Source organism: Caballeronia sordidicola (assembly GCF_002220365.1).
In the GTDB taxonomy this organism is placed as follows: Bacteria; Pseudomonadota; Gammaproteobacteria; order Burkholderiales; family Burkholderiaceae; genus Caballeronia; species Caballeronia sordidicola_C.
Genome location: NZ_MTHB01000046.1, coordinates 62998 through 88543 on the forward strand (window position 1 = coordinate 62998; position 25546 = coordinate 88543).

The following is a 25546-nucleotide window of genomic DNA, read 5'->3' on the forward strand; positions in this document are numbered from 1 at the left end:
GTGCACTACGATACTTCGTGTGACTACTGCAGGTGACTACGTCATGTAATCACATCAAGCAGTTACTTCACGTTGGCGCCGACCACCTGATCCCACTGCTTCGTAATGAGCGCCTTCGAAGCGTTTTGCTCGTCGAGCGTCGGGAACACCACGTTCTTGTAGGCCGACGGCGGCGGCAGTTTGGCGAGCAGCGCTGCCGGGATCTTCTTGTTCGCTTCGAGGTCCTTGAAGCGGATCGGATGGCAGTAACCGGTGAGCCAGCCAATCTGGCCTTCGTCCGAATACAGGTATTCCATCCACAGCTTCGCGGCGTTCGGGTGCGGAGCGTAAGCACTGATGCCCTGCACGTAGACGCCGGCCACTACACCGGTCTTCGGCACGACCACCGACACCTTCGGATTGCCCTTCAGCGTATCGCGATCCGACAGCGCGTTGTAGTCCCAGCGCACGATGATCGGCGTGGTGCCCTGCGCCAGCGACGCCGCCTTGCCGATCACCGGCACGAAGTTGCCGTTCTTGTTCAGCGTGCCGAAAAAGCTCAGGCCCGCGGCGCCGGCCTTCGAGGCGTCGCCCTTGCTCTGCGACAACCCCGCGGCGTAGACAGCCTGAATGGCCTGGTTAGCCGAGCGCGGGTCGCCCGCGAGAGCAATGGCATTCTTATAGTCGGGCTTAAGCAGATCGGCCCAGTCCGACGGGACCTTGTCGATCATGTCAGTGTTCACTTCAAACGACAGCACGCCGTAATAATCGCCGTACCAATAGCCGTCCTTCTCCTTCGCCGAATCCGGAATTGACGCCCAGGTCGACACCTTGTAAGGCTGCAGCAAGCCGGCGGCCTGTGCCGTCGGTCCAAACGACAAACCCACGTCGATCACGTCGGGCGCCTGCGGCCCCGTGTTGCCCTTGTTCGCCTTGATGGCTTCGACTTCGTCACCCGAACCAGCATCCGGATTCAGCTCGTTCACCGTGATGCCGTACTTCGCCTTGAAGCCCTCGATCAGCGCGCCATAACCGCACCAGTCATGCGGCAATGCGATCGTGGTCAACTGGCCTTCCTTCTTCGCCGCAGCGATAAGGGACGCCGGCGGCGCCGCCACGGCCTGCCCCGCCACAGCGGTCAGCGCGGCGATAGCTGCCGTAATGGATGCCTTGCCGCCCAAGCGGCGAAATGTGGTGGTCACTCGCAACCCGTCTTGATTCATGGTGATTCCATCCTCTGCCTGCGTGCTTACGTTTTTGGAAAGTTGCGTGCTGCGTGCATGCTGCATAGTCCGAAACTTGTTTTTAATGCGCACTCACATCTGGCGCGCACGCGACTCTGGCGGCCAAATGTTTAAGAACAATGACGACGGTGAAAAAGACAGCAATCCAGGACTATTTTCAGGCACTGCCGACGGTCCAAGGGAACTATCCGCGAGTGTGACGAAGAGACTAAGTTCAAATACCCAAATTCGCAAGTATCCAAAAAAATACAACATCGGCAACGCCAGTTCTTGTTAATCTTTCAGCTGGTTTTTCGAGTAACTGGAGTAACACGCGGCGCTCGGCAGCTATTTAATATTGGCGACACACGGGCGACACATAGTCCGTTCACAAGACTTTAAGCTGCCGAAGTGGATCAGCGGTCATGCAGCCTCTAATCGTTTTCACTAGTACCCGTTCGACTTCAACGCTCAGGAATACAGCATGTGGCAGGAAGATCGTCATCAGAGAATTCGTGCGCTGCTCGCCACGCTTGAACGCGTGTCGACCGAACGCATCATGGCCGAGCTCGGCGTGTCGCGTGAGACGGTCCGGCGCGATCTGGTGGATCTGGAAGCACTGGGTGAATTGCGGCGCGTGCACGGCGGCGTGACGCGCCCGGCTGACGAAGCGCCGATCGCCGAGCGCAGCCATACGCACGTCAAGTCGAAGAACGCCATTGCACGGGCAGCGACCGCCCTGGTCAGCAGTGGACAAACCTTGTTCATCGATGCCGGCACGACCACCGCCATCCTGGCTGAAGAACTCGCCAAGCTGGCCAACCTGACCATCATCACGAACTCCATAGACGTCGCCCAGAAGATGCGGGCGACCGGCGAAAAAACCGACTCGAGTAACGAGATCATCCTGCTCGGCGGCTCGATCAGCGACCGTGCATTTGCCACGGTGGGCGGCACGACCGTCTCCGAGATCCTCAGATACCGCGCCGACGTGGCCTTGCTCTCGCCCGTCGCCATTGACCACCGGCATGGTGCGACCAACTTCGATCACGCTGAAACCGAGGTGGCCCGCGCCATGGTCGCGCATGCTGACCGGGTAGTGATCCTGGCCGACTACAGCAAGATCGGGCAGTGCAGCAGGATTGCGTTCTGCCCGATCAATCGCGTAGATACGTTGATCACCAACAAGAAAGGCGCCGAAGGTCCGGCGCTGCTGTCATTGCGCAAGAAGCTGCCGCAAGTCATTCTCGCCTAGCGTTTCAAACGCTGTCGTTACCGTAGGTGGCGTCGAGCACACGGCGGCGCAGCCGTGTGTCGCGCAACGCACCGGCAGCGTCGAGCACCGGGTAGGCCGTCGAGCAGAACAGCGAGTTGAGCCGCTTGAGGTCGCTGATGATGTCGAGATGCAACGCACTGGTCTCAATGCTGCGCGCGCTCTGCCCGGCAAGCCGGTCCAGGTGTGCATACGAGTAACTGCGTTCGAGATCGCGGAACCGTTCCTTCTCTGCCAACAAGCGCTCGGCGCTGCGCAAGTCGCTATTGAGAAATACGCTCAGGCCCAGTTGAAGATTGAGGATCACGCGAGAGTGCAGGTCTTCAAGCTCTCCCAACCCCTCCGGCGAAAACGCCAGCCGGTGCATGATCTTCTTCTCCTGGATGTTGGTCACCACGCGCTCGATGATGTCCCCCGCATGCTCCAGGTTGATCGTCAACGTAATGATGTCGGTCCAGCGGCGGCTATCAGACTCGTCAAGTTGCTCGCGTGAGATGCGCGCCAGATAGGTCTTTACAGCCGCATAGAGCTGATCGACGTCGTCGTCCATGCGGATGGTCGAGCGCGCCTTGGCCGGGTCGTTGGCCCGCATCAAGTCGAGCAGGTTGTCGAGCATCGTCCGGATGATGTCGCCGATCCTCAGCGCTTCGCGCGCTGCATTCGCCAGTGCGAGCGTGGGCGTGGAGAGCGCGACGGGATCAAGATAGAGCGGCCGAAGTTCCGGGTTCGCTTCGGGCCGGTCCGGCAGCAGCCGGTAACACAGGCGCGAGACCGGATCGATCAGCGGCATGCACGCGACGCAGCGCACCATGTTGTAGACGAGATGGAATGTGATCACCGCCTCGCGTGGATACGGGATCAACGCGCCAATCCCTTGCGCGATCCACGGCGCGAACGGCAGCACGATCAACGCGCCGGCCAGCTTGAACAGCACATTACCGAGCGAGAGGCGCCGGCCGGCGGGGTTTTGCCCCAGCGTGCCGATCACGGCCAGCAGGCCGCTGCCGAGGTTCGCCCCGATCACGAGGCACACAGCCACCTTCAGCGAAATCACGCCCGACGACGCCAGCGTCGCAGTCAGCAGGACCGCTGCAAGACTGGAGTAGGAGATCATGGCGAAGGCCGCACCTACCAGCGTATCGAGCATGGAGTCGCCAGTCAGCGCGCCGAACATGATCTTCACGCCCTCGCCCTGCATCACGGGCTGCGCGGCCTCCACGATCAGGTGCAGGGCCAGCAGGATCAGGCCCAGCCCGATGACCGTGCGCCCCACCTGGCCCGTGCGCGTTTGTTTGAACGACAGGAATGCGATCACTCCGCCCAGCAGCAGGATGGGCGACAGCCACGAGAGATCGAGCGTGAGCACGCGCGACATCAGCGCCGTGCCGACGTCCGCGCCGAGCATGATCGCCAGTCCCGGCGCGAGCGGCAGCAGTCCTTGCGCCGCGAACGACGAAGCCAGCACGGCGGTTGCGTTGCTGCTCTGGACCAGGCTTGTCACGCACAAGCCCGCGCCGAATGCCCGGAAACGGCTATTCGCACTGCGTCCCAGCACGCGCCGCAACTCGGCGCCGAAGACCCGCAGGATGCCGGTCCGGACAATGTGCGTGCCCCATACCAGCAAGGCCACGCCCGACAAAATATTCAAGAGAATCAACATGAGGCCGCGTCCGTTGTTCGTTCCGACTGTACTGCCATTCGTGCAATGATGCCACGCAAATAAGTTGTACAATTTTGCTTTGTTGTAGTTTTGGGTATTTAGAGCTAGGATCCGATCGTGTTGGGCGACCTGCGCCAGCCGGTATGGTCTGGCGCACTTTCTACCGGTAATCAAGGGCTATACGGATGAGTCGTACTCTGGCGCTGTTCGATCTGGATCACACATTGCTGCCGCTCGATAGCGATCAGTCGTGGGCACGCTTCTACGCCACGCTGGGTTTCGAGGGCGGTGCGGACCATGCGGTGGAAATCGATGCGTACTATCAGCAATACGTCGCCGGCACACTCGACATGGACGAGTATCTGGGCCTGACGCTCGCGCCGCTCGCCCGTCATCCACGCGCGCAACTTGACGCGTGGCATGCAACCTTCATGAAGACGGTGATCGAACCGGCCATCCGCCCAGAAGCGCTTGCGCTGTTGCGCCATCATCTGGAGGCAGGGCACTTGTGCTGCATCGTGACCGCGACCAATGCGTTCATCACGGCACCCATTGCGAAGGCGCTTGGCGTTGAGCATTTGCTTGCCATCGACCTGGGCACTGAAGGCGACGATCCGCTCGGGCGCTACACCGGCCGCTCGGTGGGTGTGGTGACTTTCCGCGAAGGCAAGATTGTTCGCACCGAGCAATGGTTGGCTGCCCAGGGATTGAAGCTGGCGGATTTCGAAGCAAGCTATTTCTATAGCGATTCCGTCAACGACGTGCCGTTGATGGAGCGTGTCACCCATCCGGTTGCAACAAACCCCGATGCGAAATTGCGAGTGATTGCAGCCGAGCGCAACTGGCCGGTCATCGAGTTATTCGCATAGGGTTTTTGTTCGCCCCGAGGCTTCAAACGGAGAATTGAGGCGGCCCGCGGACGCGTCGCGGGCACAGTTTTCCGTCCTGTCCCGCCCTATTCTCTAAACGCTGCACATGGCGTAGCATCCGCCCATTCCTCTGATAAACATAAAAGCGAGACATGGCCCTGATCGCACGCAATCTGCTTGGCATCGCCGTACTGCTGCTCATCGCTTTCATCTTTTCCACCAATCGCCGCGGAATTCGCCTGCGCACCGTCGTGCCCGCGTTGATGGCGCAGGTGGGCATCGGCGCCTTCATCCTGTTCGTGCCCTTCGGCAAAAGCGTGCTCTCCGCTGCGGCAGCGGGCGTCAATCATGTACTCGGCTACGGCAACGCCGGCATCGAATTCCTGTTCGGCGGTCTCGTTCAATCGAAGATGTTCGAACTCTTCGGCAACGGCGGTTTCGTCTTCGCCGTACGCGTGCTGCCCGCCATCATCTTCGTGACCGCGTTGATCTCGGTGCTCTATTACCTCGGCATCATGCGCTGGATCGTGATCGTGCTCGGCACGATCTTCCAGAAGCTGCTCGGGGTGTCGAAGATCGAGTCGTTCTCGGCCGTCACCACCATCTTCCTCGGCCAAAGCGAAATGCCGGCGGTCGTGAAGCCGTTCGTGCGCGATATGACCAACGCGGAACTGTTCGCCGTGATGTCGAGCGGCATGGCGGCGGTCGCCGGTTCGGTGCTCGCCGGTTATGCGGGCCTTGGCGTGAAGGTCGAATACCTGCTGGCTGCGTCGTTCATGGCTGTGCCGGGCGGACTGCTGTTCGCCAAGATCATCCACCCCACCAGCGAAGCCAGCCGCGTCACGCTCGAAAACCTCAGCTTCGACGAAAAACGCCCGGCGAATGTGATCGAAGCGGCCAGTTCCGGCGCAACCGTCGGCTTGAAGATCGCGGTCATGGTCGGCGCCATGCTGATTGCGTTCGTTGGCTTGATCGCCATGCTGAACGGGATTGTGGGCGGCATAGGAGGATGGTTCGGCGACCCCAATGTATCGATGCAATCCGTGCTCGGCGCCGTGTTCGCGCCGCTCGCGTATCTGATTGGCGTGCCTTGGGACCAGGCCGCGCTCGCCGGCAACTTCCTCGGTCAGAAACTTATCCTCAACGAATTCGTCGCCTACGCGTCGCTGTCTCCGTACTTGAAGGACTCCGCCAGCGTCGCCGCAGCTGGCTTGCAGGTGCTCGATCCGCGTACCATAGCGATCTTGTCTTTCGCGCTGTGCGGCTTCGCGAACTTCTCGTCGATCGCCGTGCTGACCGGCGGCTTCAGCGCGGTTGCGCCGGAGCGGCGCGCGGAAGTGGCACGCTACGGCCTGCGCGTCGTGCTCGCCGCCACGCTCTCGAACCTGATGAGCGCGACGATCGCGGGCATGTTCCTGACGCTGAACTAAGGAGAAAATCATGACGATGGACGAGTTGCTCGAACGCGCGAAGAACGCGCGCGAGCGCGCTTACGCACCCTATTCCAGGTTCAAGGTCGGCGCCGCCTTGCTAACAAAAGATGGCAACGTGTTCGATGGCTGCAACGTCGAGAATGCATCGTACGGATTATGCAATTGTGCGGAACGCACGGCGTTTTTCAGCGCGATTGCAGCAGGTTACGCCCGCGATCAATTCGCAGCGCTCGCCGTAATCGGCGACACCGACGGACCCATTGCACCCTGCGGCGCGTGCCGTCAGGTGATCATTGAACTGGGCGGCCCCGAGTTGACCATTCGCCTTGGCAATCTCAATGGCGTGATCCGCGACACCACCGCCCGCGAACAACTCCCCGACGCGTTTTACCTATGACAAGCCATAAGGTCATCTACGACACCGATCCGGGTGTCGACGACGCCATGGCGCTGGTGTTCCAGGCGCTGCATCCCGAGATCGAACTACTTGGCATCACGAGCGTGTTCGGCAACGCGACCATAGAAACGACCACGGCTAACGCGCTCTATCTGCGTTCGCGCTTTGCACCCGGCGTGCCGGTGGCACGCGGTGCGGCAGCGCCGTTGCATCGTGCGCCGCCTGCGCCGCTTGGCTGGATTCACGGCGACAATGGACTCGGCAATATCGAACTGAGCCAGCCCGCCGATGCAACGCTCGACGCGCGCCCCGCGCATCAGTTCATGATCGATACGGTTCGCGCTTTTCCGGGTGATGTGACACTGATCGCGGTCGGTCCATTGACGAATCTGGCGCTCGCGCTGAAAGCCGACCCGGGTATTGCCGGACTCGTGAAGCAGGTTGTCATCATGGGTGGGGCGTTTGGTATAGACGGCGTACTCGGCAACGTATCGCCGGCGGCCGAAGCCAACATCCTGTGCGACCCCGATGCAGCGGATCTCGTGCTCGGCGCAGCATGGCCGGTCACGCTCGTCGGCCTCGACGTCACGCAAAACACGATCATGCCGAACGAATTGCTTGCATCGATTCGCGATGGCGCAGGCGAGGCCGGCCGTTTTGTGTGGGACGTATCGCGGCATTACGCGCAGTTCCACCACGACAGCGCTGGGCTCGAAGGCATCTATGTCCACGATTCATCGGCCGTGGCGTACGTGCTGGCTCCGCATCTTTATACGGTGCGCAAGGGTCCCGTACGTGCGCTGACCAGCGGTATCGCGACCGGTCAGACGATACAGAAACCCTCGACCATGCACGTTCCCGCGCCGGACTGGGACGACCGTCCGGCCCAATCGGTCTGCATCGGCGTTGATGCAGCCGGCATGCTCGAGTTGTATAAAAACACCTTGTTCAAGGCGCTTTAACCACCCAGCCTTGCGCCTAGCCACACGCGCAAGGCCTCGATTTCTTCGGCACAGACCGAGTGCTGCATCGGGTAGGTATGCCACTCCAGCTTGAAACCGTGCGCGAGCGCGAAGTCGCGGCCTTGAACAGCCAGCTCGATCGGCAGCACGGGGTCTTGCGTGCCATGCGCGGCGAAAATAGGCGTGTCGCGGTTCGCTTCGCTGAACGCCGCATCGATCAAACCAGGCGACGGCACATAACCGGACAGCACGATCAGTCCAGCCAGTTTCTCGGGATGCGTGAGCCCCGCGGTGTAGGTCATTGCCCCGCCCTGCGAAAACCCCGCCAGGAAGATCTTCGAGGTCGGAATACCGCGCTCGTTCTCCCGCGCGATCAGTTCGCGAATCCGCTCGCACGACGCCTTCAAACCGGCTTCATCGACCCGGCGGTTCACCCCTTCGAACGACAATATGTCGTACCACGCCCGCATCACATAACCGTTGTTGCCGGTAACCGGCATTTCGGTGGCGTTCGGAAACACAAAACGCACGGCGGGCAAGTCGCCCAGGCGAAGCTCGGGCACCAGCGGGATGAAGTCGTTGGCATCGGCGCCCAGGCCGTGCATCAGGATCACGGCGAACTCGGGATTCGGCGCAGTTTCCACGTCGATGGTGGTGAGCAAAGCGGTCATTGACTGGACTCCGGTTTCGGATGGTTTCAAATAATAGGGACGAGAACAAGAATGATGCCGAAAAGCGAGACCATCCATACGAGCGAACGCAGGAACGGGATCCCTGCCGCGTACAAGGGGACGTAGACCACGCGGGCGACAATGTACAACCACGCGCCGTAAAGCGTTAGCGTGCCTTCGCGGCCAACCATGTGCGCGATCAGGATGGCGATAGCGAACACGGGCAAGGTCTCGAACAGGTTGCTCTGGGCGCGCATCAGACGGCCGGTCAGCTTGCCGACCGGCGGCCCTGCCTGGTCACGCGGTCCGCCGTTATATCCCAAGCCGGTTTCGCGGCTGCGCACCACCGACGGCAGCAGCACCTGAATAAGGGCAAGGACAAGCGTCCAGGCGAGGATATGAAGTTCGGTTGTCATGGGAAATGTCAGTTTGATTGGAGGTCGATGCGCGAAACCGGAATCATCATGCCATCATTGATGCATTGCGTAGCCTTGGGCATTCCCTCATGCAAACACTTCCAGTGCGCCTTGTTCCCGGCGACGACCTGCGCGCCGCGCTTGAGACAATCGCGCGGGACCAGGCCATGGGCGCCGCGTTCGTGATGCAGGGCATCGGCAGCCTGAGCGTGGCGAACCTGCGTTATGCAGGCCTCGACCAGCCGACCCGGCTTGACGGTGACCTCGAAATCCTGACGCTGGCCGGCTCACTTTCAGCTGACGGCGCGCATCTTCACATGAGCGTCTCGAATGCCGAAGGCCGTGTGGTCGGCGGTCATGTATCGGCGGGATGCATTGTGCGCACGACAGCGGAAATCCTCATGGTTTGTCTGGACCGTGTACGCTTCTCACGCGAACTCGATCCGCGCACCGGCTTTCCCGAACTGTCGATACACCCTCAGGATTGACGCCACGACGGCCGGTACCTGCGCGTCGCCGACATACCGCCCTTCGATCTGCTTCATAAGAACATCGTTGATGGCGTCTTGAGTGACTCGCTATCCAGGTCGAGTTCGTGCTGCATGTTGGGTTCAAACGATGCACTCGCCTGATTGAAATCCCAGCGCGCAACGACCGCACGACGTGCGCCCATAGTGGACGCGTCGTAGTCAATCACGTTCACCGAATTGGGCACGTTCCCGCGCACGCGCGACGACAAGGAGGTTCCCGCCTGTACGGCCCACATCTGACGCGGCAAGTCCTTGTACGCAACATGCAGCGGCGTCACATACGGGAGATGGATATGACCGCCCAGGATCAGGTCCACGCCTGCTTGCGACCAACGTTCAACCGCATGTTCGCGGCCGTGCAACAGGTTCCGGATATCATTGGCACGCGCCGCCACAAGAGGCTGATGCGTAACGACAACCCGCAGTTGCCGCGCTGCCGCATGTTCGAGCCGGCGGACCACGCGTTCCACTTGCTGCTCCGATACTTCGCCATCCTGATGACGATGTGCCCGCGTAGTATTCACACCGATTACCAGCAGCTCAGCCGATTCGAACACGGGTTCGAGATCGTGCCCGAACACGCGCCGGAAATTGGCATACGGGTGTGCAACGCGCGCGAAGAGGTTGTACAGCGGAATGTCATGATTGCCCGGCACGACAACAAAAGGCGTCGCACCGAATGATTTGACGAATGCCCGCGCGGCGCTGAATTGTGCACGCCTGGCGCGTTGCGTGATGTCGCCGGACATGACAACGAGATCAGGCCGCAACGTATTAGCGAGACGCAGCAACGCTGCCGCGACTGGTGGTTGTTCGGTACCGAAGTGCGGATCTGAAATCTGGAGCAACAGGGTCATGAGCGATTGGCATTGGCCACGTCGGCCTCGGGCTTGAGCAGGAACAGCGGCTCCGGGGCAACACGAAATTCGAGCGGCAGAGTGATCCAGTTTATCTCGCCATCGGTCGCAACCTTCACAGGCCGTTGACGTTTAGATGGATGCGTCACTGTGATGCGCCTGAAGGCGAAACTGATCACGTTGTCCGCATCGCTCACCCGGCCTGCCGCGCCCCGCAGCGTCAGGCCAAGTTGCGCAAGGCGCCCGATTGCCCGTGGCGCAATCGGGCCAGCAAACCGCGTTCCAGTTGTGGTGCTTCCGCCATGCCGATTTGTTCTAGCTGCAAGCGATTGTTACCCACGAAGAGCGTTGACGTCCGAACCTCATGCATTGTGCCATCGTGCTCGATGTGCAAGCGCAAATGCCGGTGCGGACGTAGCAGCGTCACGGCCGCGGACAACAGAGCGATCAGGCGGCTGCGGCCAAACTGCCGCTTGTAGATCTCGCGGTCTTCCAGCAGCTTCGGGTACAAACCGAGACTCGCATTGACGAGGAAAATGCGCTCGTTCACCAAGCCGACCTGGACCGGAAACGCTCGCGCGTTGAGCAGAAGAGGAATGGATTCGGCGGGGTCCGCAGGGATGCCGTGGTTTCGGCTGAAATAGTTGAATGTGCCGCGCGGCAGCACCGCAAACGCGCACCCGCTGCCGAGCACCGTTTGCGCCACTGCGCACAAAGTGCCGTCGCCGCCTGCGCCGACCACCACGCCGTTTCGCGATTTCGCATCGTGTACCGCCTCGAGCGCGGTATCGGCGAGTCGGGAAGGTTGCTCGACCAGGCGAACGTCAAACTGGCGCCCGGCTCTCCCGAGGGTCTCTTCGAGCGCAGCGCGCGTTTTGTCGCTTTGCTTGCGTCCCGAACCCGCGTTCATCACGACAATAAACGGTGCGTCCGCAGCGATGACGCGCGGCTCATGACCAGCGGAACCTGTATACGAAGGGGAAAGGGAAAGATCGGGGGGCGTCATGAACGGCGCTCCTCTAAGGTCAGGGCCAAATGCAACTTGGCGATGGATCGGACGCGTCAACGTCAGGCCCAGGGTATCAGGGCCATGCGCAGCATCTGACAATTATATCAATTAGCTTACAAGATGATTGCGTGAACGAAACCGCCGCAGCGGGTTTTGACGGAAGGAAGGCGGACGACGCGAGATGACACGAACCGCATGAACTCGATACACATGCAGCGGCAACAACCATAAAACACAGCGCGGCGTCTTCACGCCGCGCTGCATCCCTCCCGGGCAAGCTACATGTGCTCGCCTCGTATATATCCCTCGAGCTGATGAATGGTGAGCTGCTGCTCGGAGATAATATTCGCCACCAGATCGCCGATTGAAATCATGCCCACCAGCTTTTCACCATCGATCACCGGCAAGTGCCGCATGCGTCGCTCGGTCATCAAGGCCATGCAGTCGTCCGTGGTTTGGTCCGGACGCACGAAACGCACTTGCGAGGTCATGATCTCGCGCACCGGCGTCTGTCGTGAGACGCGATCCATCAGCACCACTTTGCGCGCGTAATCGCGCTCGGTCATGATGCCGACAATCGCTTCGCCGTGAGTCACGATCAAAGCGCCAATGTGCTTCTCCGCCATCATCGCGATGGCCTCGTAGACCGATGCCGTGTCGGCGATCGTGAAGATGGTGTGATCGGGTTTCGAATTAAGAACTTGTGCGACTGTTGCCATCGAACGCCTCCGTTGACCGCGCGACGCCCGCCGAATGGCGGGCCGTTCCACAGGGATGGGTAGCCGGCGCCCGAGCGCGGCACGTTGGCTGACACTTCCCAGCCCGCCGCGTTGAACCATTCGCCTGGCATCCCGCGCCTTACATTCATATTACCCAGCCCATTCAAAAAGTATAGGCCAGACACCTGCCGCGTGAACGCTGGAAAACACTGCTTTTTAACCGTCCGAGGGTCTATCCCGATACTGCCGCACGCGCGTTTTCGACCGGTATGAAACAGTCCCGTCACAATGCGCCGAAAAGTGCTTCAGTTTCTCCGCACCGCGCCGCTAATCAGGAACCGGCTATTTAGAAGCGCGGCATAAATCGATCAGGAGAACCACTTTGAGCAGTTCACAACACGACATCGAACAGCGGGTTCGGCTCGCCGGCAACAACATGTTCGAACTGCTCCTGTTTCGCCTGGGCGAAGCGCCGGACTCCGAACAACGCGAGCTATACGGCATCAACGTGTTCAAGGTGCGCGAAATCCTCGCGATGCCGCCGATCACCGTGGTCGCCGGCGCAAACCCGGAGATTCTTGGCGTCGCCGATATCCGCGGCCAGATCATCCCCGTGATCGATCTGGCGCAGGTCACCGGTTGCCAGCCGAAGAACGGTCTCAAGATCCTGCTTGTCACCGAATTCGCGCGCACGACGCAAGGTTTTGCCGTCGAAGAAGTCGATGACATCGTACGGCTGGAGTGGAATCAGGTTTTATCTGCGGAATCGCATTCGAGCGGGCGCACGGTGACCAGCTTCGCGCGCCTCGACGGCAACGTGGACGGCTCGCGACTCGCGCAAGTACTCGATGTCGAACAGATCCTGCGTGACGTGCTGCCATCGACGCAAGTGGAGATCAATGAATCGAGCACCGGCCGGCTGGTTCTGAAACCGGGGACCAAGGTGCTTGCCGCCGACGACTCGGGCGTCGCGCGCAGCCTGATCGAACAAAGCCTGACCGCGATGGGCGTGCAGTTCATCATGACCAAGAGCGGCCAGGAAGCGTGGAACGTGCTGGAAGACTTGCAGAGCAAGGCTGAAAAACATGGCGGCTGTGCCGCGGATGAAATCGCACTCGTCCTGACCGACCTCGAAATGCCGGAAATGGACGGATTTACGCTGACACGCCGTATCAAGGCGAATGCCGGCATGCAGGCGATTCCCGTTGTGATCCATTCGTCGTTGTCTGGATCGGCGAACGAGGAGCACGTGCGCAAAGTGGGCGCGAACGCTTATGTGGCCAAGTTTGCCGCGGGAGAACTGGCGGCGGTGATGCGCGATGCACTCAAGATGACAGGCACCTGAAGCGATTGTTTTTCACGCACAAACACAAACGCCCGCTGAAATTTCGTTCAGCGGGCGTTTGTGCGTTTCGGTACTACTCGATCACCAGGCTTGGCGCGATCACGACGGCGCGCGTAGTGCCGGCCGTGCGCGTAGGAGCCTGAGAGCTACGGAATTACTGACCGAAGAAGACAGATTGCGCGTTGTTCGTACGGTCGCGGCTTGAACCCGATTGCGACACCGAGGTGCGTGCGCCACCGTAGGCATTTGCATCAGCGTTGTTTTGTGCAGCGATGGTTTGTGTGTTCAGGCCTTGTTGCGAAACTGGAGCGCCAACCGACGGGCGATACGAAGGTGCCGGACCGTAGCCGCTGGCAAATGCCGGAACAGCGATAGAAGCAGTAGCGGCGATGAGTAACGATGCGAGAAGATTCTTTTTCATGGTGAGCTCCGATATACGTTGGACTTTCGACTGGTTCAGAAGGCGTCGCAGCGTCAAACTTCTTTCGGTGGCTGCTTCGTCGATGAAATGCAGTGTATACCCCTACTATCGGTTTTTTATCCCCATAAACTTCAATACACTTTTCGCAATAAGCCAATAATGGGAGGACGTACGGACCGGGGAAAATAGACGCGAGCGAGCCTGGAAAAGGCTCACCCGGAAGTTGCGGTAAGAACGATTTTTAGGGGCCGGACCTGGCGAAACCGATAAAATTTCAATCGGTCGTCCAACGAAACCCCATTGAATGTCAGGGAACGTTCAATGAACCTGAACCAGCCGGCTGATCAGGTCGACCAAAACACCGGGCGCATTGCCCTTCTGGCAATAACCGTCGAACCCTGCGTGCAGACCCTTTGAACGCACGTAATCCTCGCCGAGTGCCGTAAAAGCAATGATTCCAGCGTTTCGGGTGGGAGAAATCCTGCGCAGAACCCGCGCGGTAGCAAAACCATCGTGCTCCGGCATGCTGATATCGAGCACCACGACGTGCGGCACCCAGCCGTCAATAGCCTGCAGCGCGTCGACGCCGCTCAGCACATAACGCGCGTCACAACCGTCCGCGCTCAGCGCCGCGGCAAGGCCTTCGGCGCTGGCCGCGTTGTCGTCGACAACCAGAATGCGCCAGCGCTCGGCGTCCGCTTCGACGTTCCGATCGGTCCACAACACGCAGTTTGGGGTAGAAGAGACTGGAACCATGACCGCTCAGATTTATGCATGTGCAGCAAACGCAGCATTTTCCGCGCCATCCTGCTCGTTTGCTGCGAACGGTTTGTGTCGGCATGGTGAAAAAACCGCCAAATCTCTTGTCCGATAAAGCCAGACGCGCTTAAAACTAACGCCGCGCGGGCTTCGCAGGGCGATGGCCGGTCCGGTTTCAGCCTTTCGTTTTGGCCTTTTTGCTGGAAGATTCGTCCGTCGAGCGTAGTTTTGCGTTCGCCGATACCAACAGATTTGCATCGACCTGACGCACTGCGTGTTCGAGTCCGTCCAGCGCGTCGCGCAAACTGCGTTTTTGAGTCTTGTTCAGCGGTTGCGGCCCGGATTCTTCTACCAGCTTCGCTTCTTTTTCCAGCCGTTTGAGCAATTTGGCTCCCAGACGACTGTCGATGGCTTGCTCGCCCAGCAATTCGACGATGCTCGTCGCGAGCCGCGTCAGTCCGTCTGCCGTGGTTTGCGTAGGTTCGTCCTGCTCGACGCGATCTTCCATTTGTGTTCCCCGATGAAGCGAAAAGGGTCGGGCTGCGCCCGACGGCCCTCTTGCACCGCGCGAGTCTACCCGTAGGGCGTGACAACCATAAGTACTTTCTGTGTCACGCGGCATTGGCCCAACAATAACGCAAATCCGGGCGACCGTTGCTTGATTCGAGTTGCACGGCAGGGACAATGGAAGGCCAGATTGCCTTTCAATTGCCACGCCGCCGACGCTTGCTGCAATCAGAAGCCCAGGTCGCTCAAGCCGGGATGATCGTCGGGACGGCGACCCAGCGGCCAGTGATATTTGCGCTCGGACTCCTTGATCGGCAAGTCGTTGATGCACGCGTGCCGATACGTCATCAAGCCAGCTGCGTTGAACTCCCAGTTCTCATTGCCGTAGCTGCGGAACCAGTTTTTGGAATCATCGTGCCATTCGTAAGCGAAGCGCACCGCAATCCGAGATCCGGTGAACGCCCACAGCTCCTTGATCAGCCGGTAGTCCAGTTCACGCGCCCATTTGCGCGCCAGGAACGCCTCCACCTCAGCACGTCCCGACACAAACTCTGCGCGATTGCGCCAGCGTGTGTCTTCGCTATATGCAAGGGCAACCCGCTTCGGGTCGCGGGAATTCCAGCCGTCTTCCGCGAGACGGACCTTTTGGCGGGCGGTGTCAACATCGAATGGCGGGAACGGCGGTTTGCTTTCCATGGCGTTTCCTTTTGATCGTGGAGCTTTGATTGACCGATGACGTAGTGTCGATTGTGTTGTCAGTCGATAGGATGATAAGAAAGTAGACAGATCTGTCTACTGCCTCACTCTAGCGCAGGGAGACAGACCTGTCTACAATGATCCGCTATGGACAATCATTCAGAAAATACAGAGCTTTTGGCGGACCTCTCACCGGCCGAGCGCATTCTTGTCACGGCCCACGCGCTGTTCTATCGGGATGGTATTCGTGCGACCGGAATCGATCGTGTGATCGCGGAATCGGGCGTCGCAAAGAAGACGTTTTATCGCTACTATCCAGCAAAAAATGATCTGATCGTTGCGTTCCTGGAGTATAGGCACCGCAACTGGATGACGTGGTTCGACAATGCCGTGACGCGTCATGGCGCCGACGCGGATGCGCTGGTGCCGGCGCTGGCAGAGTGGTTCGAAAGCGATGCGTATCGCGGGTGTGCATTCATCAACGCGGTGGTGGAAGTGGGCGGGACCCTGCCCGAAGCGGTCGATATTTCGCGGCGTCACAAGCTGGACATGGCCGCGGTCATCAGGACGCTGCTGCCGGCGTCGTCGAGAACCGCGAAGGCCGATGCGCGGGCATTAGCCATGGCAGTCGATGGCGCCATCGTGGGCGCACAGTTTGAAGACTCGCCCGACGTGGCATTGAAGGCGCTGGCACGCGTGGTGAAGGCAATTACCGATACTGCAAAGGTGTAGCGCGGCGGTGGCGCTGGAGGGTTATGCCACGCACATAAAACAAGGCCGGTCCAAGCTCACGCTTGGGCCGGCCTTGTCGACTCAGCTCTCGGTTTGATTCTCTACGAAGCGTTCCGCAAGTGGAAGCTTAGTGCCCGTTGCTCAGCACGATCTGCGCGATCACGCCGGTCGCAATGGCGGCAAGCACGTAGTCGCCGTTCACGCCCACCCAGCGGTACCCGCGCGGAGGCTGACGCAATCCATAGCCGCGATAATCATCGACAACATACTGGCGATCACGATAGTCGCTCGGCAAGCGGTCTCCGCGGTGCCAATCACGCGGACCTTCGCTACGCGGACCACCGGGACCGCTGCGTCCCGGGCCATTGTCCGCATGCATTGGCATGGGCGGACGGCCATTGTTGTGATCCTGGGCGCCTGGACCGCCCTGCGGGCCGTGATCCTGGCGTTGATCCTGGCGTTGATCCTGAAAACCGCCGCCGTTGTGGCCCTGCATGGCGGGACCGCCCGGACGCTGTTGCTGTCCACCTTGATAACCTGGGCCGCCGGGACTGTTTTGGGCAAACGCCGTGGCCGTCAGACCCAAGCTTGTAAATAGCACTGCAACAGCAATATTGCTTTTCTTCACGAACACCTCGTTCAACGTTGTAAGTATGTATCTAGTATGGACCCACGCAAGTCTCATTCCACGGGCTGTAGCGAAACTTGACACCTTACGTAATCCATACAAACCATTCATGCCGCCATCGTCGCTCGCGCGTGAGCCTCGCTAGATGGCGCCGCTATCGACGCCATTAAAACGTTCAATGAAGCGATTACAGCATTTGCGCCGCATCGCAATATCGGGCAAAGCCTTATTGCACAAAGCGTTGTTGTGATTATTCGCGCTAACAAGACAGTGTATTCACCTTAATGGTATTTATCCGAGCAGGCTGATTGCGTAAGTTCGACCATGAACCATGCCAGGAACGAACCATGACAGCGTTAGCGAGAAGCGCGGACCCGTGGCTGCAAACGGTCCGCTCATTGACAGCGACCCACAACCGCGCGGCAGAACCTGCCCCGCAGCAAAGGGCCGTGCACCCGTTTTTAGAGCGGCTCACGCGAGCGTGGGAGCGTGATCATCCGCGCGTCGCGTCGCCATCGCCGCAATCACCGCGACCGTTTCCAGAGGCGGTGGTGCGCGTGATCGAGCGGCCGAGCAGCGCGACGGCGATCGTATATTGGTCCGACGCGGCAACCTGCCACTATGGTTACCAGGGGTGGCGGGTAACCACGGCGACGTCGGACGGCGCTTGCGCACTTACCGGGGCAGCCATTCATCGAGGCGACTCGGTGTACCGGCCGTCACAGCGCGACCCGAAACCACAGAACGCATCGGCGATGATTCTTGCGGCTTCCATGCCACAGGACGAGACGAGCGACGCCGATCTGCAGGATCAGCACGCCTGAACGCGTCGCCGAAACGGTGAAATGGCCTGAAAGCACGACCTCATCATGCGGTCGTGCTTTCCGCTATGTGGAACATACGCACGCAATACGCCGACTCTGAGAAACAGCATTAACTGTTTCCGCCGACTGTAATGCGCACGCGCAAAAGTGCAGTAACGAGTTGATTCGCACCATCTGCTTGACTCATCTATCGACCGCTCCGGCGCGTTCCAACCGCCCCGCAAACGCTTGCGGCAATTGCAAGTTTCAAGCCCAAAGTCGCGCCGTATGCTGATAGTGCCAGCATCGTTTCATAAGCCAGAAGTACGAATCCTGTTTCGCAACGCCATTAAACTGTAGAGCCGCGCTTTCATTGCAGGGTGCGCAACACGGCCGAAAGCGAGTGGTCCGCCGCCGTTAAGTCGTGCACCGAAAAGCGTCAAGCGTCGTAAATCTGTCATGGCAGTTCCGTAGCATCGCAGTCTCCCGCCGCTCCATCACTGCAAGGAGTTCATCGTGAAGAGTTATCAAGCGCAGCGCGTCGAAGTCAGAGACCCTATTCGTTCAGGTGACACAGCTTACGAATCGCCAGTACGCCGCGAATCGCAAGAAGCGCGTGTACAAGCGGATCAGGACGTCTATGGCGATTCACTCGACATACCGCTGAATCACGGCGGCATGATGGACGCCGTCCGCGACGCAGTCAGGGCCAATCTATAATAGAAGCATGAAAAAGCGGCGCCTCGGAAATGAGCGCGCCGCTTTTTTTTCGTTCTGCTTTTTACGTTGTTCCCACTGTGCGCGTGGTATGCCTTGCGGGCGGTGCATCGGCACGCGCTCAGCGCTTCGCTCCCATCGCCGGACCCAACCTCCCGATCACCGCCTCGTGCTGCGGATACGCTTTTGTCAAAGCGGCCATATCGGCAAGTTCGAACTCGCTGAACTCGAAACCCGGGGCCACCGTGCAACCCACCAGCGCGAACGCCTCCGGGTCACATAACTCTGCCGCAAACCAATGCCCTGCCGGAACGACCGCCTGGAATACGGCATCGTGATGCGTCAGTGCGTTACCCAAGCGATGCGTGAGCAGCTGCCCGGCGGTATCGATGATATGAACATCGATTGGCTCTCCTGCATAGAAATGCCATACCTCGTCCGAGCGAATTCGATGCCACGCCGAATGTGCGCCATCGCAAAGCATGTAGTAGATCGCCGTCGATGAGGAACGCGTTTCGTCGGGCGCAGCATCGCGCGTAAGCTCGCGCACTACTTTGTCCGCGCCGCGAAATGTCTCGCGAAAATAGCCGCCTTCAGGGTGCGGCTGAAGCCCGAACCGTTCGATCAGCACGTCACGCATCATCTACGCTCCCTATGATTTCAGCCTGTAACCCGTTTTGAAGATCCACGCGACCACGCCGATAAACACCGCGAGGAACACCAGCGTCATGACAAGGCTGATCTCGACACTGACATCGGCGGTGCCGTAGAAACTCCAGCGAAACCCGCTGATCAGGTAGACCACCGGGTTGAACAGCGCAACGGCCTTCCAGAACGGCGGCAGGATGTCGATGGAATAAAAACTTCCGCCCAGGAAGGTCAGCGGCGTGATGATCAGCAGAGGAATCACCTGCAGCTTCTCGAACCCGTCCGCCCAGATGCCAATGATGAAGCCGAGCAGGCTGAACGTCACCGCCGTCAGCAGCAGGAACACGATCATCCAGAACGGGTGATCGACGTGCAACGGCACGAACAACCGCGCAGTCGCAAGAATGATCAGGCCGAGGATGATCGACTTGGTGGCGGCTGCGCCGACGTAGCTCAGCACTATCTCCATATACGAGACCGGCGCCGACAGCAGTTCGTAGATTGTCCCCGTAAACCTGGGGAAATAGATGCCGAACGACGCGTTGGACACGCTCTGTGTGAGCAGCGACAACATGACGAGCCCCGGCACAATGAACGCGCCATAACTCACGCCGTTCACTTCGGGAATGCGTGAACCGATCGCGGCGCCGAACACCACGAAATAAAGCGACGTGGAAATCACCGGCGAGATGATGCTGCCCATGATGGTGCGCCAGGTGCGCGCCATTTCGAATACATAGATTGCGCGGACTGCATGAATATTCATTTTTTCTCTCCGACCAGGCTCACGAAAATATCTTCCAGCGAGCTTTGCGTCGTTTGCAGGTCCTTGAACTTGACGCCGTTATCGGCGAGGTCTTTCAGCAGCGCAATGATGCGGCCCGGTTCATCCTGCGCGTCATAGGTGTAGGTCAGTTCGCTGCCGTCGGCGGACAGGTGAAGCCGGTAAGCACTCAGGCCGCCAGGAATGTGCTCGATCTCGTCTTCCAGTTGCAGCGCGAGTTTCTTCTGGCCGAGTTTGCGCATCAATTCGGCTTTTTCCTCGACCAGAATGATCTCGCCGCCGTTGATTACACCAATCCGGTCGGCCATTTCCTCGGCTTCATCAATGTAGTGGGTCGTCAGGATGATCGTCACGCCGCTCGCCTTCAGGCCTCGCACGAGATTCCACATATCGCGGCGCAGTTCGACGTCAACGCCTGCGGTCGGTTCGTCCAGGAACAGGATTTCCGGTTCGTGCGAGAGCGCCTTGGCAATCAGCACGCGGCGTTTCATGCCACCGGACAGCGTGACCAGCTTGTTGTCCTTCTTGTCCCAGAGCGACAGCGACTTCAGCACCTTTTCTATGTGCGCCGGATTTGGCGGCTTGCCGAACAGGCCGCGGCTGAATGAAACGGTTGCCCAGACGGACTCGAAGGCGTCGGTGGTCAGCTCCTGCGGCACGAGGCCGATCATCGCGCGGGAGGCGCGGTAGTCGGAGATAATGCCGTGACCGTTGACCCGGATCGTGCCTTCCGTGGCATTCACAATGCCGCACACAATGCTGATCAGGGTGGTTTTACCGGCCCCGTTCGGCCCCAGCAGTGCGAAGATTTCGCCACGGCGGATATTCAGCGTGACGTTTTTCAGCGCCTTGAAACCGGACGCATAGCTCTTCGACAGATTCGAAATTTCGATGATGTTTTGCATGGCCGTGAAGATATCAGAAAGCGGAATATCGTTCGCAAATGGCCGGGATTGGATCCGCGGCCGCGTGACCACGAAAAGCGCCGGGAACGCGGTTTGCGGCGCCGTGGTTTGCCACCACACCGCGGTTTGTGACCGTTTTCGCGGCAATATTCAAGGAAGACCCCGGAGGTTCGCATGACCGATCCTGATCCTTTCGACTTGCAACGTTTTATCGACGCCCAGGATCCGGTGTTCCAGACCGTGACGGCCGAACTCGAGGCCGGCAAGAAACGCACGCACTGGATGTGGTTCGTGTTTCCGCAGATCGAGGGCCTGGGCCACAGCGAAATGGCGCGCCGCTACGCGATTTCATCGGTGGACGAAGCGCGGGCCTACCTCGCTCATCCCGTGCTTGGTGAGCGCTTGCTGATCCTCACGCAAATCGTGAACGCGCTCGACGGGCGCTCGGTGGAGCAAATTTTCGGTTACCCCGACGACCTGAAATTCCATTCATCGATGACGCTTTTCGCCCACGCCGCCTCCGACAAAATGCCCTTCGAACTGGCGCTGAATAGCTATTTCGGCGGGGAGCCGGACGCGGGAACGGTAGCGCGCCTGAGGTAAGCGCGAAATCCGCTCCGGCGGGCCTCTGCCGACGAAACGCTACAATTCGCGTCGACGCACATTCGCCGCCTGCCGGTCCCACAAGGACCCGTGACGGCTTGCGTCACTGGCCGCATTTATCAATGGCACGGTCGGCCAAGCCTGGAACACCCCTCTGTTCGCTTCGCTTTATCGCTATGCGCCCAGTGCCGTGTGCACCTCCGCATCCCGTCGCTCTGGGCGGCGCCCTCATCATTCAGCCAGGATCGTCTCTTCATGCTTTCGCGCGTCACCCGCTTGTTCCCTCTTTGGGCCGTTCTGATTTCGGTCGTCGCGTACTTCTCGCCGGCAACGTTTACAGGCATTGCGCCGCACGTCACCCTGCTACTCACCATCATCATGTTCGCGATGGGCGTAACACTTTCGTTCGCCGACTTTCGGCGCGTTTTCACCCGGCCGGCGCCGGTTATTGCGGGTATCGGCCTGCATTACCTGGTGATGCCGCTCGCGGCCTGGGCGATCGCCAAATTGCTGCGCATGCCGCCCGACCTGACCGCCGGCATGGTGCTGGTCGGCAGCGTTGCAAGCGGCACGGCGTCGAATGTGATGATCTATCTCGCGCGCGGCGACGTGGCGCTGTCCGTGACCATCAGTGCCCTGTCCACGCTGGTGGGCGTGTTCGCCACACCGCTGCTGACGCGCCTTTACGTGGACGCGTCGATTGCCGTCGATGTTCACGGCATGCTCATGAGCATTCTCCAGATCGTCGCATTGCCTATCGTGGCCGGGCTGATCATCAATCAGTTGTTCAACAAGACCGTGCGGGCGATCGAGCCCGCGTTGCCTATCATCTCGATGATCGCGATCCTGCTGATCATCTCGGCCGTGGTGGCGGGGACGCAGAAAAGTATTGCGTCGGTCGGCTTGCTGGTGATGCTGGGTGTGATCCTGCATAACGGTATCGGCTTGCTTGGCGGATATTGGGGCGGCCGCCTGCTTGGTTTCGATGAAGCCGTGTGCCGCACGCTGGCAATCGAAGTCGGCATGCAGAATTCAGGTCTCGCTGCCACGCTGGGCAAGCTGTATTTCACGCCGATCGCGGCGCTCCCGGGTGCGCTCTTTTCGGTGTGGCACAACTTGTCGGGATCGTTGCTGGCAGGGTACTGGGCTGGACGGCCCGCAAAGGGCTCGACGCGTGATCTTGAAGCGATGGAGTTGGCGCAAGGCTCGCGGCTGGAAAGCTGAGTTTGATTGGGGGCGATGCGAGTGCATCGGCCCCTTTGCGGTATTTCAATTACCCTTGCTGCAGCCCCTTCACCACCTCATCGGTCGACCGCACGCGCCCCATGCGCGTGAAAATTTCCCGCGTCACAAACGTGTGTGCGTCGGCGGTCAGAGACGTCATGGCGTCCTCTGCGAACACCAGCTCATAACCACGATCAAACGCGGCGCGCGCCGTCGACTCCACGCCGAAATTCGTCGCGATACCGCTCATGACGATCGTTCGAATACCCTTGCGACGCAGTTGCTGTTCGAGATCCGTGCCATAAAACGCGCCCCATTGACGCTTGGTCACGACGACATCACCGCTTTGAACACCCAGATCCCGTGACAACTCCGATGCATTCGCGGGCGGCGGCGGCGAACCCGGCGGGCGCGTCAGCGGCGCGTCGGCGGGAAGGCTCAGCAACGCCGTTACGTCTACGCGCACCCAGACGATCGTGCCGCCCTTCGCACGCAATGCATTGGCAAGTTGCACGGTCTTGCCGAGCACGTCGGCGGCGCAATGCGGCGCGAGCTGCCGCGCGAGATTGCTGGTTTGCAGATCGATCGAAATAAGCGCGGTGTATTCAGGATTCAGGTCAAGACTTGGCATAGTGGCTCCCACTGTGGGCACGCGTGACAGGAGGTATCGCGTAAAATCTGAGGACATCCTCATATTTTACGCGATTCTGAATTGTTCGTATGACGAGGCTTCGGAAGACCAGGTCCGCCGCGCAGCAAGATGCCAAGCATCGTCGCCTATGCCGTGGCGTTTCAATTTATATTAGTGGGTGACTAAAGACCGGTTAGAAGGGGAACGATCATGGAACGCGACGATTTCATCGAAATGCTCGCGCGCGAGGGTTTTCAGACCACCGTGCTGGTGGAGCACGAAGCCGGCGCGTCTCTTGACGACCACGCACATGCGTTCGAAGCCAAGGCGCTGATTCTCGAAGGTGAGCTGACACTGGGCGTCGACAATATAGACACGCGCGATCAGCCAGGCGACGTGTTCCATTTGAGGGCAAACGAAACGCATAGCGAGCGTTACGGTCCCGAAGGCGTCTGCTATCTGGTGGGCAGGAAATAGCAGGACGGCCGGATGAACACCGGCCATCCCTTCATGAGAAACGAACGAAGCCGGAGAATACATCGGCTTCACGGCATTGGACGGTCACTCCTTCAGGACCGTATTCGGGACGCCAAATGGACGTCTCCGTTATCGCCCGTCCTTGGTTTTGATGGCGATTGATGCGGGACATGGCAGTCCGCATCACGTATGACAGTTATAGTTGAAATCTAATCGTAATGTAAGTGGTTTTATTCATGGATCGACAATGTGTGTTGCCAGAGGATGAAGCCATACGATTTGGGCGTTACCTACGCGTTGAACAGCTCGCTGCGCGCCTCACTCATGATCACCGATATGGCGGGATGGCTGATGCGCCGTTCGATGGAGATGGCGAAGAACTCTTCGACAATCGTGTCGATGTGTCCAACCGCAATCAGACCGTGCTCTCGTTTGAGTTGTGCCGCCAGAACCGTCGGCGCAAACAGCACACCCCTTCCTTCGCGGCCGAACGCGAGCGTCAGCGCGCTGTCGTCAAACTCTCCTACAACGCGCGGCAAGATCGTGCGCGACTTCAGCCAGTGATCGAGTTTCCTTCGGATTGCTGATTCAGTACCGGGCAACAGTACCGGCATGTCGCTCAGCGATGCGGGGAAAGCTTTTGCGGCGCGTGCCGCCAGGGCTTTCGATGCGAAACAACTGAGCGTCGAACGGCCCAGCGAATGGTTGAACGCCTTGACGTTCACATCGGGCGGAATGGGCGCGTCGGCAATGATCAAGTCCAGCCTATGCACGGCCAGTTGCGAAAGCAGCGCATGCAGTTTGCCTTCGTGACAGATCAGCCGCAGTGAGTCCGACAGGTTCAATGCCGGCTCGAGCAGCCGATAGGCCACCGTCTTCGGAACCGAATCCGCCACGCCCACGCGCAGTTGCGCCCGCGCGGCTTCCTTTTCCTGCCTGACCGCGCTTTCCAGCTCGGCGCCGAGCGAGAAGATCTCATCGGCGTAATCGAGTGCAAGCCGGCCCGCATCCGTCAGTTCAAGGTTGCGGCCGCTCTTTTTGAAGAGCTTTTTATTGAGCGCGTCCTCAAGCAGCTTGATCTGGCCACTCAGCGTTTGAGGCGTGATGTGCAACTGCGTACCGGCACGCGCAATGCCGCCCGCATGCGCCGCAGCCCAGAAATAGTACAAATGCTTGAAGTTCATTCACCCCTCCATAACGACGCTCGCAGTGTTGGGATACATCGGTTTTTTCGAAGCATCGACGCCGAAAATACGAATTTTACATTATGCCTACATCCGCTACATTGGGGCTTCGCTAGGGTGTTTGACGAAGGAGGAAGGTAATGAAATGTCCAATGTGCAAGACCCCGGATCTGCTGATGGCGGACCGCCAGGGAATCGAGGTCGATTATTGCCCGACATGTCGCGGCGTGTGGCTGGATCGCGGTGAGCTCGACAAACTGATCGAGCGCGCCGCTGAAGAATCTGTCAGCCAAGCGCAGGCGGCAGCGGCAAGTATGCCGGTCGCGCGCCGGCATGACGCAGGTCGTCATTACAACGATCATGACCGCCGCAACGGTCACGGCGACGACGAGTACCGCGACCGGCGTTATCCCTACAAAAAGAAGAAGTCGCTTCTCGGCGACCTGTTCGACTTCGGCTGAAGCGCGCGGATAGCCGCGCAACA

General features: G+C 59.6%; 30 protein-coding genes and 1 pseudogene. 14 read left to right on the forward strand and 17 right to left on the reverse strand.

Annotated elements, in window-relative coordinates:
* Positions 1–62 precede the first annotated feature (62 nt).
* Positions 63–1202 (reverse strand): ABC transporter substrate-binding protein, encoded by a 1140-nt coding sequence (locus BSU04_RS07595; RefSeq protein ID WP_089160024.1) that lies wholly within the window; start codon positions 1200–1202, stop codon positions 63–65.
* Positions 1203–1686: 484 nt separating this feature from the next.
* On the opposite strand from BSU04_RS07595, the gene BSU04_RS07600 reads away from it, so the two are divergent.
* Positions 1687–2457 carry a DeoR/GlpR family DNA-binding transcription regulator gene (locus BSU04_RS07600; RefSeq protein ID WP_089160025.1) on the forward strand — a complete coding sequence of 257 codons (771 nt, stop codon included), beginning with the start codon at positions 1687–1689 and terminating at the stop codon, positions 2455–2457.
* 4 nt (positions 2458–2461) lie between these two features.
* Here BSU04_RS07600 and BSU04_RS07605 read toward each other — a convergent pair whose 3' ends face one another.
* Complete coding sequence (locus BSU04_RS07605) at positions 2462–4135, reverse strand: Na/Pi cotransporter family protein (RefSeq protein WP_089160026.1); 1674 nt, start codon at positions 4133–4135, stop codon at positions 2462–2464.
* A 185-nt stretch (positions 4136–4320) separates the two neighbouring features.
* Here BSU04_RS07605 and BSU04_RS07610 point away from each other — a divergent pair, with 185 nt between their 5' ends.
* The 4 genes from BSU04_RS07610 (at position 4321) to BSU04_RS07625 (ending at position 7796) form a co-directional block, all read left to right on the forward strand.
* Positions 4321–5004, forward strand: coding sequence for an HAD family hydrolase (locus BSU04_RS07610; protein WP_089160027.1), 684 nt, complete (start codon positions 4321–4323; stop codon positions 5002–5004).
* 152 nt (positions 5005–5156) lie between these two features.
* Positions 5157–6434 (forward strand): NupC/NupG family nucleoside CNT transporter, encoded by a 1278-nt coding sequence (locus BSU04_RS07615; protein ID WP_089160028.1) that lies wholly within the window; start codon positions 5157–5159, stop codon positions 6432–6434.
* Positions 6435–6444: 10 nt separating this feature from the next.
* Positions 6445–6834 (forward strand): cytidine deaminase, encoded by a 390-nt coding sequence (locus BSU04_RS07620; protein WP_089160029.1) that lies wholly within the window; start codon positions 6445–6447, stop codon positions 6832–6834.
* On the forward strand, positions 6831–7796 hold the full coding sequence (locus BSU04_RS07625; protein ID WP_089160030.1) for a nucleoside hydrolase: 966 nt from the start codon (positions 6831–6833) through the stop codon (positions 7794–7796). Before BSU04_RS07620 ends, BSU04_RS07625 begins: the two co-directional genes overlap by 4 nt.
* On the opposite strand, the gene BSU04_RS07630 is transcribed toward BSU04_RS07625, so the two are convergent.
* Positions 7793–8467 (reverse strand): alpha/beta hydrolase, encoded by a 675-nt coding sequence (locus tag BSU04_RS07630; RefSeq protein ID WP_089160031.1) that lies wholly within the window; start codon positions 8465–8467, stop codon positions 7793–7795. The genes BSU04_RS07625 and BSU04_RS07630 overlap by 4 nt on opposite strands.
* A gap of 26 nt (positions 8468–8493) precedes the next feature.
* Complete coding sequence (locus tag BSU04_RS07635; RefSeq protein WP_089160032.1) at positions 8494–8883, reverse strand: MAPEG family protein; 390 nt, start codon at positions 8881–8883, stop codon at positions 8494–8496.
* Between the two features lie 89 nt (positions 8884–8972).
* On the opposite strand from BSU04_RS07635, the gene BSU04_RS07640 reads away from it, so the two are divergent.
* Positions 8973–9371 (forward strand): PPC domain-containing DNA-binding protein, encoded by a 399-nt coding sequence (locus tag BSU04_RS07640; RefSeq protein ID WP_089160160.1) that lies wholly within the window; start codon positions 8973–8975, stop codon positions 9369–9371.
* 53 nt (positions 9372–9424) lie between these two features.
* Here BSU04_RS07640 and BSU04_RS07645 read toward each other — a convergent pair whose 3' ends face one another.
* From BSU04_RS07645 to BSU04_RS07655, 3 genes and pseudogenes are all read right to left on the reverse strand, one after another.
* Positions 9425–10270 carry a metallophosphoesterase family protein gene (locus BSU04_RS07645; RefSeq protein WP_089160033.1) on the reverse strand — a complete coding sequence of 282 codons (846 nt, stop codon included), beginning with the start codon at positions 10268–10270 and terminating at the stop codon, positions 9425–9427.
* Positions 10267–11276, reverse strand: a pseudogene (locus tag BSU04_RS07650) (diacylglycerol/lipid kinase family protein). Before BSU04_RS07650 ends, BSU04_RS07645 begins: the two are co-directional and overlap by 4 nt.
* 281 nt (positions 11277–11557) lie before the next feature.
* Positions 11558–11998 carry a CBS domain-containing protein gene (locus BSU04_RS07655; RefSeq protein WP_089160034.1) on the reverse strand — a complete coding sequence of 147 codons (441 nt, stop codon included), beginning with the start codon at positions 11996–11998 and terminating at the stop codon, positions 11558–11560.
* 382 nt (positions 11999–12380) lie between these two features.
* Here BSU04_RS07655 and BSU04_RS07660 point away from each other — a divergent pair, with 382 nt between their 5' ends.
* Positions 12381–13343, forward strand: a complete 963-nt coding sequence (locus tag BSU04_RS07660) for a chemotaxis protein (protein WP_089160035.1) — start codon at positions 12381–12383, stop codon at positions 13341–13343.
* A gap of 154 nt (positions 13344–13497) precedes the next feature.
* On the opposite strand, the gene BSU04_RS07665 is transcribed toward BSU04_RS07660, so the two are convergent.
* The 4 genes from BSU04_RS07665 to BSU04_RS07680 form a co-directional block, all read right to left on the reverse strand.
* Positions 13498–13764 (reverse strand): hypothetical protein, encoded by a 267-nt coding sequence (locus BSU04_RS07665; RefSeq protein WP_089160161.1) that lies wholly within the window; start codon positions 13762–13764, stop codon positions 13498–13500.
* Positions 13765–14082: 318 nt separating this feature from the next.
* Positions 14083–14520 (reverse strand): response regulator, encoded by a 438-nt coding sequence (locus BSU04_RS07670; RefSeq protein ID WP_089160036.1) that lies wholly within the window; start codon positions 14518–14520, stop codon positions 14083–14085.
* A gap of 178 nt (positions 14521–14698) precedes the next feature.
* Positions 14699–15031, reverse strand: a complete 333-nt coding sequence (locus tag BSU04_RS07675; RefSeq protein WP_089160037.1) for a hypothetical protein — start codon at positions 15029–15031, stop codon at positions 14699–14701.
* Between the two features lie 227 nt (positions 15032–15258).
* Positions 15259–15726: a nuclear transport factor 2 family protein gene (locus tag BSU04_RS07680; RefSeq protein ID WP_089160038.1), complete on the reverse strand. Its 468-nt coding sequence runs from the start codon at positions 15724–15726 to the stop codon at positions 15259–15261.
* 147 nt (positions 15727–15873) lie between these two features.
* Between BSU04_RS07680 and BSU04_RS07685 the strand changes: the two genes are divergently transcribed.
* Positions 15874–16458 (forward strand): TetR/AcrR family transcriptional regulator, encoded by a 585-nt coding sequence (locus BSU04_RS07685; RefSeq protein ID WP_089160039.1) that lies wholly within the window; start codon positions 15874–15876, stop codon positions 16456–16458.
* A gap of 127 nt (positions 16459–16585) precedes the next feature.
* Here the strand turns inward: BSU04_RS07685 and BSU04_RS07690 are convergent, their stop codons facing one another.
* Positions 16586–17086 carry an RcnB family protein gene (locus BSU04_RS07690; RefSeq protein WP_256982286.1) on the reverse strand — a complete coding sequence of 167 codons (501 nt, stop codon included), beginning with the start codon at positions 17084–17086 and terminating at the stop codon, positions 16586–16588.
* Positions 17087–17433: 347 nt separating this feature from the next.
* On the opposite strand from BSU04_RS07690, the gene BSU04_RS07695 reads away from it, so the two are divergent.
* Both BSU04_RS07695 and BSU04_RS07700 read left to right on the forward strand, forming a co-directional pair.
* Positions 17434–17910, forward strand: coding sequence for a DUF3331 domain-containing protein (locus BSU04_RS07695; RefSeq protein ID WP_089160041.1), 477 nt, complete (start codon positions 17434–17436; stop codon positions 17908–17910).
* A 495-nt stretch (positions 17911–18405) separates the two neighbouring features.
* On the forward strand, positions 18406–18609 hold the full coding sequence (locus tag BSU04_RS07700) for a hypothetical protein (protein WP_089160042.1): 204 nt from the start codon (positions 18406–18408) through the stop codon (positions 18607–18609).
* A gap of 118 nt (positions 18610–18727) precedes the next feature.
* Here the strand turns inward: BSU04_RS07700 and BSU04_RS07705 are convergent, their stop codons facing one another.
* The 3 genes from BSU04_RS07705 to BSU04_RS07715 are packed head-to-tail and all read right to left on the reverse strand — an operon-like array spanning position 18728 to position 20943.
* A complete protein-coding gene (locus BSU04_RS07705) occupies positions 18728–19249 on the reverse strand; it encodes a cupin domain-containing protein (protein ID WP_089160043.1) in 522 nt (173 codons plus the stop codon).
* Positions 19250–19258: 9 nt separating this feature from the next.
* Positions 19259–20020 (reverse strand): ABC transporter permease, encoded by a 762-nt coding sequence (locus BSU04_RS07710; protein ID WP_089160044.1) that lies wholly within the window; start codon positions 20018–20020, stop codon positions 19259–19261.
* A complete protein-coding gene (locus BSU04_RS07715) occupies positions 20017–20943 on the reverse strand; it encodes an ABC transporter ATP-binding protein (RefSeq protein WP_089160162.1) in 927 nt (308 codons plus the stop codon). The genes BSU04_RS07710 and BSU04_RS07715 overlap by 4 nt, the downstream gene beginning before the upstream one ends.
* Before the next feature lie 174 nt (positions 20944–21117).
* On the opposite strand from BSU04_RS07715, the gene BSU04_RS07720 reads away from it, so the two are divergent.
* Positions 21118–21546 carry a DUF1810 domain-containing protein gene (locus BSU04_RS07720; RefSeq protein WP_089160045.1) on the forward strand — a complete coding sequence of 143 codons (429 nt, stop codon included), beginning with the start codon at positions 21118–21120 and terminating at the stop codon, positions 21544–21546.
* 255 nt (positions 21547–21801) lie between these two features.
* Positions 21802–22770 (forward strand): ketopantoate/pantoate/pantothenate transporter PanS, encoded by a 969-nt coding sequence (gene panS, locus BSU04_RS07725; RefSeq protein ID WP_089160046.1) that lies wholly within the window; start codon positions 21802–21804, stop codon positions 22768–22770.
* A 49-nt stretch (positions 22771–22819) separates the two neighbouring features.
* Here the strand turns inward: panS and BSU04_RS07730 are convergent, their stop codons facing one another.
* Positions 22820–23401, reverse strand: coding sequence for an isochorismatase family protein (locus BSU04_RS07730; protein WP_089160047.1), 582 nt, complete (start codon positions 23399–23401; stop codon positions 22820–22822).
* A gap of 210 nt (positions 23402–23611) precedes the next feature.
* On the opposite strand from BSU04_RS07730, the gene BSU04_RS07735 reads away from it, so the two are divergent.
* Positions 23612–23878: a cupin domain-containing protein gene (locus BSU04_RS07735; RefSeq protein ID WP_089160048.1), complete on the forward strand. Its 267-nt coding sequence runs from the start codon at positions 23612–23614 to the stop codon at positions 23876–23878.
* A gap of 290 nt (positions 23879–24168) precedes the next feature.
* Here the strand turns inward: BSU04_RS07735 and nhaR are convergent, their stop codons facing one another.
* On the reverse strand, positions 24169–25062 hold the full coding sequence (gene nhaR, locus BSU04_RS07740) for a transcriptional activator NhaR (protein ID WP_089160049.1): 894 nt from the start codon (positions 25060–25062) through the stop codon (positions 24169–24171).
* A 140-nt stretch (positions 25063–25202) separates the two neighbouring features.
* Here nhaR and BSU04_RS07745 point away from each other — a divergent pair, with 140 nt between their 5' ends.
* Positions 25203–25523 (forward strand): TFIIB-type zinc ribbon-containing protein, encoded by a 321-nt coding sequence (locus BSU04_RS07745; RefSeq protein WP_089160050.1) that lies wholly within the window; start codon positions 25203–25205, stop codon positions 25521–25523.
* The last annotated feature ends 23 nt before the right edge of the window (positions 25524–25546 follow it).